Here is a 5216-nt window from a genome sequence, read left to right as displayed (position 1 = left end):
CCAATCTTGAATTTGACCAAGTGTTAGGTCTAACCTTGGGGTGATGATAACCGAGAGGGTAACGCAATGAGTTTTACCCCCAGCCAAGAACAAGAAAACAGTCGGCTGATGTTGATTGGCCCGCACCGGGTTTTTTACTACGGTCTGCTGGGCAGACCCGGCGTCCGGAACTTCGGGTGTGCGACGCTGTATGTTTCCGACCTGGAACCTTTGCAGGTCAATATTGGCAATGGCTGGAGTGCCCGACACCTGGCGTGGGTGCCCCCCTATACCCCCCACCGTGTTCGCACGGCAGACCGGCACCTGGCTGTTGTCATGCTTGAGCCTGAGTACACGGATACGGTGATGGCCGGTGCCTGCATTCAACGGAAGTTGCAGGAGAACGCTTCGGCGGTAAGGGCGAGGATCCTCGAGGGTGTTATGCGCCTGCAGCAGGTAACCACCAGCGCCCGGCTTTCGGATGCGGAGTTTGATGACCTGCTGTTCGGCCAGCCCTTGCCGAGAAGGCTGCTAGACCCGAGGGTAAGCCACGTGGTGGACCACATCTGTGAAAATACGGCTGACCCCTGCAGTGCTTCTTGCCTTGCCGACAGTCAGGGGTTGTCCCTCTCCCGGTTCCTCCACCTTTTTAAGGCGGAAACCGGGATCTGTCTGCGCAAATACCGGGCCTGGCGCCGTGCGCGGACGTTGCTGTACCACGTGCGTTCTCCGTCTACGCTGACAGATATTGCGCTGGAAACCGGCTATCCAGATTCCACGCATTTCAGCCATTCCATACGGCGCATCTATGGTCTTCCGCCAAGGGATATTGTCAGTGGTTCACGCCGCCTGAGGATCCGTGTGCAGGTGACCGCCAGTAAGGGGCCGCCGAGCGCCTCCACAGCCAGTTCACGCAAGTTTGCACAGCCGGCCGCTGCTATGGTTCAGAGTTCAGCGTCTCCATGGGCAACCCGATGATCAGAGGTTCATTATGACTCAACAACAAACACAACAGACCGACCCCAGCCTCAGCTCCCACTACATCGGCGGCATTGGCGACTGGCTGCGTTACCATGCTTGGCACAGACCGGATACCGAGGCCGTTGTCTGTAACGATGATCGTGTGACCTACGGCGAATTCGACCAGCGTGTGAACCGTGCCGCCAACATGCTGGCGGCGCACGGAGCAACCCGGGGCAGCCGTGTGTGCCTGCTGATGCTCAACAGCACGGCATTCCTGGAAACCTTCTTTGCCTGCGCCAAGCTTGGGGCCATTGCGGTGCCGCTGAATTTCCGCCTCAGTGCCAAGGAGCTGGAATTCATTATCAACGATGCGGAAGCCTCGGTGATTGTCTACCATGCCCGCTTTCTGCCGTTACTGGAGCCCATCCGCAACGAGACCACCCTGCAGCATGCGGTGGCGGTAAACGGCGAATGCGGTGAAGGCATGCTCGGGGCGGACGGCGATCCGGACTACCGGGAAAGCCTGGCCGCTGCCGATGCCACCGACCGCAATGTGTTGGTCGGGCAGGACGATCCGTTGATGATGATGTATACCTCCGGCACCACCGGCAAGCCCAAGGGCGCCCTGCTGACCCACGCCAACCCCACGTGGGTGGCGATCAATACCCAGATGAGCCCCCTGGCTCTTAATACCTCAGATAGTACTTTGACAGTGGCGCCACTGTTCCACATCGGTGGCCTGGCGATTTACACCCTGCCGGTGCTTTATTGCGGGGGGCGCATACTTTTACAAGCCCAGTTTGAGCCAGAAAAGTTGTTAAAGATGCTCGAGAAAGAGCGGGTTAGCACGCTTTTCCTGCTGCCGGCCATGTGGCTGATGCTCAGCCAGCGACCGGATTTCGACGACTATGACCTGTCATCCCTCAAGGTGCTTCTGTCCGGTGGGGCACCGTGCCCGATCCCGGTGATCGAATTCTTCCAGAAGCGGGGCTTCCAGTTCCTGGAAGGCTTCGGTATGACAGAGACCTGTGCGTCCGCCTGTTTTCTCGATAATGAAAACGCCGTGCGCAAGAACGGCTCGGTGGGCAAGCCCCTGATCCATGTGCAGATGCGCATTGTGGACGAGAACGACAACGACGTGGCCCCCGGTGAAACCGGCGAGCTGGTGCTGCGTGGCCCCAGCATGTTCCGGGAGTACTGGAACCGTCCCGACGCCACGGCCGAGGAATGGCGTAACGGCTGGTTTCACAGTGGCGACCTGGCCCGACAGGATGACGAAGGCTTCTATTACATCGTCGATCGCAAGAAAGACATGCTGATTTCCGGTGGTGAGAACGTCTATCCCACCCAGGTGGAGCAGGTGCTCTACCGTCACCCGAAAGTGCGGGATGTGGCGGTGATCGGTGTGCCCGACGACAAATGGGGCGAAGTGCCCATGGCGCTGGTGGTGCCGGAAGAGGGCGAAGAGCCCACCCTGGAGGACATCCAGACTTACTGCAGCGAACACCTGGCCCGGTTCAAAGTGCCCAAGCACCTGGCAGTGGTGGAAGAGCTGCCTCGCACCGCCACCGGCAAGGTACTCAAGCGCGAGCTGCGCAAGCAATACCAGTAATTCGCCTGAACTGACATAACCGAGGAAGATTCATGACCACCAGTAGTCCGTTCTACACCGCCGAACACGAGGCCTTCCGGGATTCGGCGCGTGCCTTTGTCCGCAAGGAGATTGAGCCCTTCGTCACCGAATGGGATGAGGCCGGCACTTTCCCCCGAGAACTCTACAAGAAAGCCGCTGACATTGGTCTGATCCCCCTGGGCTATCCGGAGGAGTACGGTGGCATCGAAGCGGACCTGTTCTATATGATCATTTCCGCTCAGGAGCTGGCCAGGGCTGGTTGTGGTGGCCTGTCCGCCAGTCTGATGAGTCATGGCATCGGTTCGCCACCAATCGTGAAGTACGGCTCCGAAGACCTCAAGCAGCGTGTGCTGCCACCGATCTTTGCCGGAGAGGCCATCAGTGCCCTGGCCATTACCGAACCCGGTGGCGGCTCGGACGTGGCTGCACTGAAGACCACCGCGAAACGGGATGGCGACCATTACATCGTTAACGGCTCCAAGACCTTCATCACTTCCGGTATGCGCGCGGACACCTACACCGTGGCTGTACGTACCGGTGAGGCTGGCCACAAGGGCATTTCCCTGCTGGTGATCGACCGGGGCACCCCGGGCTTCACCCGCACACCCCTGGACCGGAAGATGGGCTGGTGGTGTTCCGATACCGCCACCCTGTATTTCGATGACTGTCGTGTGCCGGTGGGCAACCTGCTGGGGGAGGAGAACCAGGGTTCGAAGATGATCATGAACAATTTCAACTATGAGCGTATATTCATGGCTGCCAGTTGCATCGGCTTCGCCCGCGCTTGTTACGAAGAAACCGTAGATTATGCCCGCCAACGCCAGACCTTTGGCAAGTCGCTGATCGAGCACCAGGTGGTTCGCCACAAGCTGGCGGATATGTACATGAAGATCGAGGCCAGCCAGGCCTACCTGGAAAAACTCGCCTGGCGGATCGATCACGGGGAGAACCCGGTAGCCGATGTGTGCCTGCTCAAGAACCAGAGCACCCTGACCATGGAGTACTGCGCCCGGGAAGCGGTACAGACCCTCGGTGGTGCCGGCTTCCTGCGTGGACCCAAGTCGGAGCGCATCTATCGTGAAGTCCGGGTCAACGCCATCGGCGGTGGTGCCGAAGAAATCATGCGGGACCTGGCGTCCCGTCAGCTTGGCCTTTAACGGCCCGGCCATTTCATCAAGTCATTCGAGGTTGAGATGTCAGACAAGGTTATCAAGATCGGTGGTGCCTCCGGGTACTGGGGCGACACAGCACTGGGGCCGAAACAGCTGATCAGCCATGGTGGGGTGGACTACCTGATCCTGGACTACCTGGCGGAAATCACCATGTCGATTCTCGCCAAGGCCCGCTCCCGCGACCCGGAAGCCGGCTACGCCACGGACTTTATCGAACGGGTGATGAAGCCCTGGGTCAGGGAAATTGCCGACAAGCGGATCAAGGTCATCGCCAATGCCGGTGGGGTCAACCTGGAGGCCTGCCGCCGGGCCCTGGAGGCGGTGGCGGAAGAGGCCGGCGTCACCCTGAAGATCGGCACCGTGGAAGGGGACAACCTGCTGGAGCGGGCCGACGAACTCCGGCAAAAGGACCTGCGGGAAATGGAAACCGGTGCCCCCATGCCCGACAGGGTCATGAGCGTGAACGCCTATCTGGGCGCCTTCCCCATAGCCGCGGCCCTGGATGCCGGGGCCGATATTGTGGTGACCGGCCGCTGCGTTGACAGTGCGCTCGCCGTAGGGCCGCTGGTCCATGAATTTGGCTGGCAGCCCGAGGATTACGACCGCCTGGCGGCCGGCGGCCTGGTGGGTCATCTGATCGAGTGTGGCGCACAGACCAGCGGTGGCAATTTTACTGACTGGGAAGAGACCCAGGCAGGCTGGGAGAACACCGGTTTTCCCATTGCTGAAGTGTCCGCCGATGGCAGCTTCGTGCTGACCAAGCCACCGGAGACGGGTGGCCTGGTCTCGGTACTGACCGCCGGCGAGCAGATGCTGTATGAAATCGGCGATGCCCACAGCTATGTGCTGCCGGATGTGATCTGCGACTTCACCAGCGTCACCATGGAGCAGGTGGGTGATGACCGGGTTCTTATCAAGGGGGCCCGGGGCCGTGAGCCCACCGCCACCTACAAGGTCAGCGCCACCCATATGGGCGGCTTTACCTGTATCGGCAGTTTCGTGATCGTCGGCCGGGATGCTGCGGCCAAGGCCCGTCGTATGGGCGAGGCAATCCGCAATCGAACCTCCTCAATGCTGGAAGAGGAGGGCTTGCCGGCGTTTACCAAGAGCGACCTGCAGGTGATTGGGGCCGAGGCCATGTTCGGCGACCAGGCCAGGCCGGAAGCGCGTCAGGTCCGTGAAGTCGTTCTGCGCCTGGGTGTCCATCACCCACGCAAGGAAGGTGTGGAGCTTTTCTCCAAGGAGTTCGTCGGCGCTGCGTTATCCATGTCGCCAGCGGTGACCGGCGTCACCCCCGGGCGGCCGCGGCCCAGCCCGGTCGTCAGTCTGTTCTCGGGACTGATCGACAAGGACCAGGTGCCGGTAACCGTGAAGGTCGGCGGCGAGCCCGTTGCCCTGAAGGTGGCCAGTCTGCGAGGCCAGGGTCAGCCACAACCGGCCGCGCCGGTGGAGTCGCCCCGGGTGTCGGA

4 protein-coding genes are annotated in these 5216 nt (G+C 60.8%); all 4 read left to right on the top strand.

The window, feature by feature from the left end; all coding sequences use genetic code 11:
• The first annotated feature begins 108 nt into the window (after positions 1–108).
• A complete protein-coding gene (locus BM036_RS19440; RefSeq protein WP_177186126.1) occupies positions 109–957 on the top strand; it encodes a helix-turn-helix transcriptional regulator in 849 nt (282 codons plus the stop codon).
• A gap of 13 nt (positions 958–970) precedes the next feature.
• Positions 971–2554: an o-succinylbenzoate--CoA ligase gene (gene menE / locus BM036_RS19435; RefSeq protein WP_091855278.1), complete on the top strand. Its 1584-nt coding sequence runs from the start codon at positions 971–973 to the stop codon at positions 2552–2554.
• Positions 2555–2586: 32 nt separating this feature from the next.
• On the top strand, positions 2587–3732 hold the full coding sequence (locus BM036_RS19430; protein WP_091855277.1) for an acyl-CoA dehydrogenase family protein: 1146 nt from the start codon (positions 2587–2589) through the stop codon (positions 3730–3732).
• 36 nt (positions 3733–3768) lie between these two features.
• On the top strand, positions 3769–5216 hold a 1448-nt coding region (locus BM036_RS19425), incomplete at its 3' end, for an acyclic terpene utilization AtuA family protein (RefSeq protein WP_143066677.1).

The organism is Marinobacter segnicrescens, from assembly GCF_900111555.1.
Taxonomy (GTDB): Bacteria; Pseudomonadota; Gammaproteobacteria; order Pseudomonadales; family Oleiphilaceae; genus Marinobacter; species Marinobacter segnicrescens.
The sequence above is the reverse complement of the archived record's forward strand: the minus strand, read 5'-3'. Positions and strand labels throughout refer to the sequence as shown.

Excerpts from the sequence above, each read along its gene's own strand:
- BM036_RS19440 (WP_177186126.1), top strand. The coding sequence starts at position 109 with ATGTTGATTGGCCCGCACCGGGTTTTTTACTACGGTCTGCTGGGCAGA.
- menE (WP_091855278.1), top strand. The coding sequence starts at position 971 with ATGACTCAACAACAAACACAACAGACCGACCCCAGCCTCAGCTCCCAC.
- BM036_RS19430 (WP_091855277.1), top strand. The coding sequence starts at position 2,587 with ATGACCACCAGTAGTCCGTTCTACACCGCCGAACACGAGGCCTTCCGG.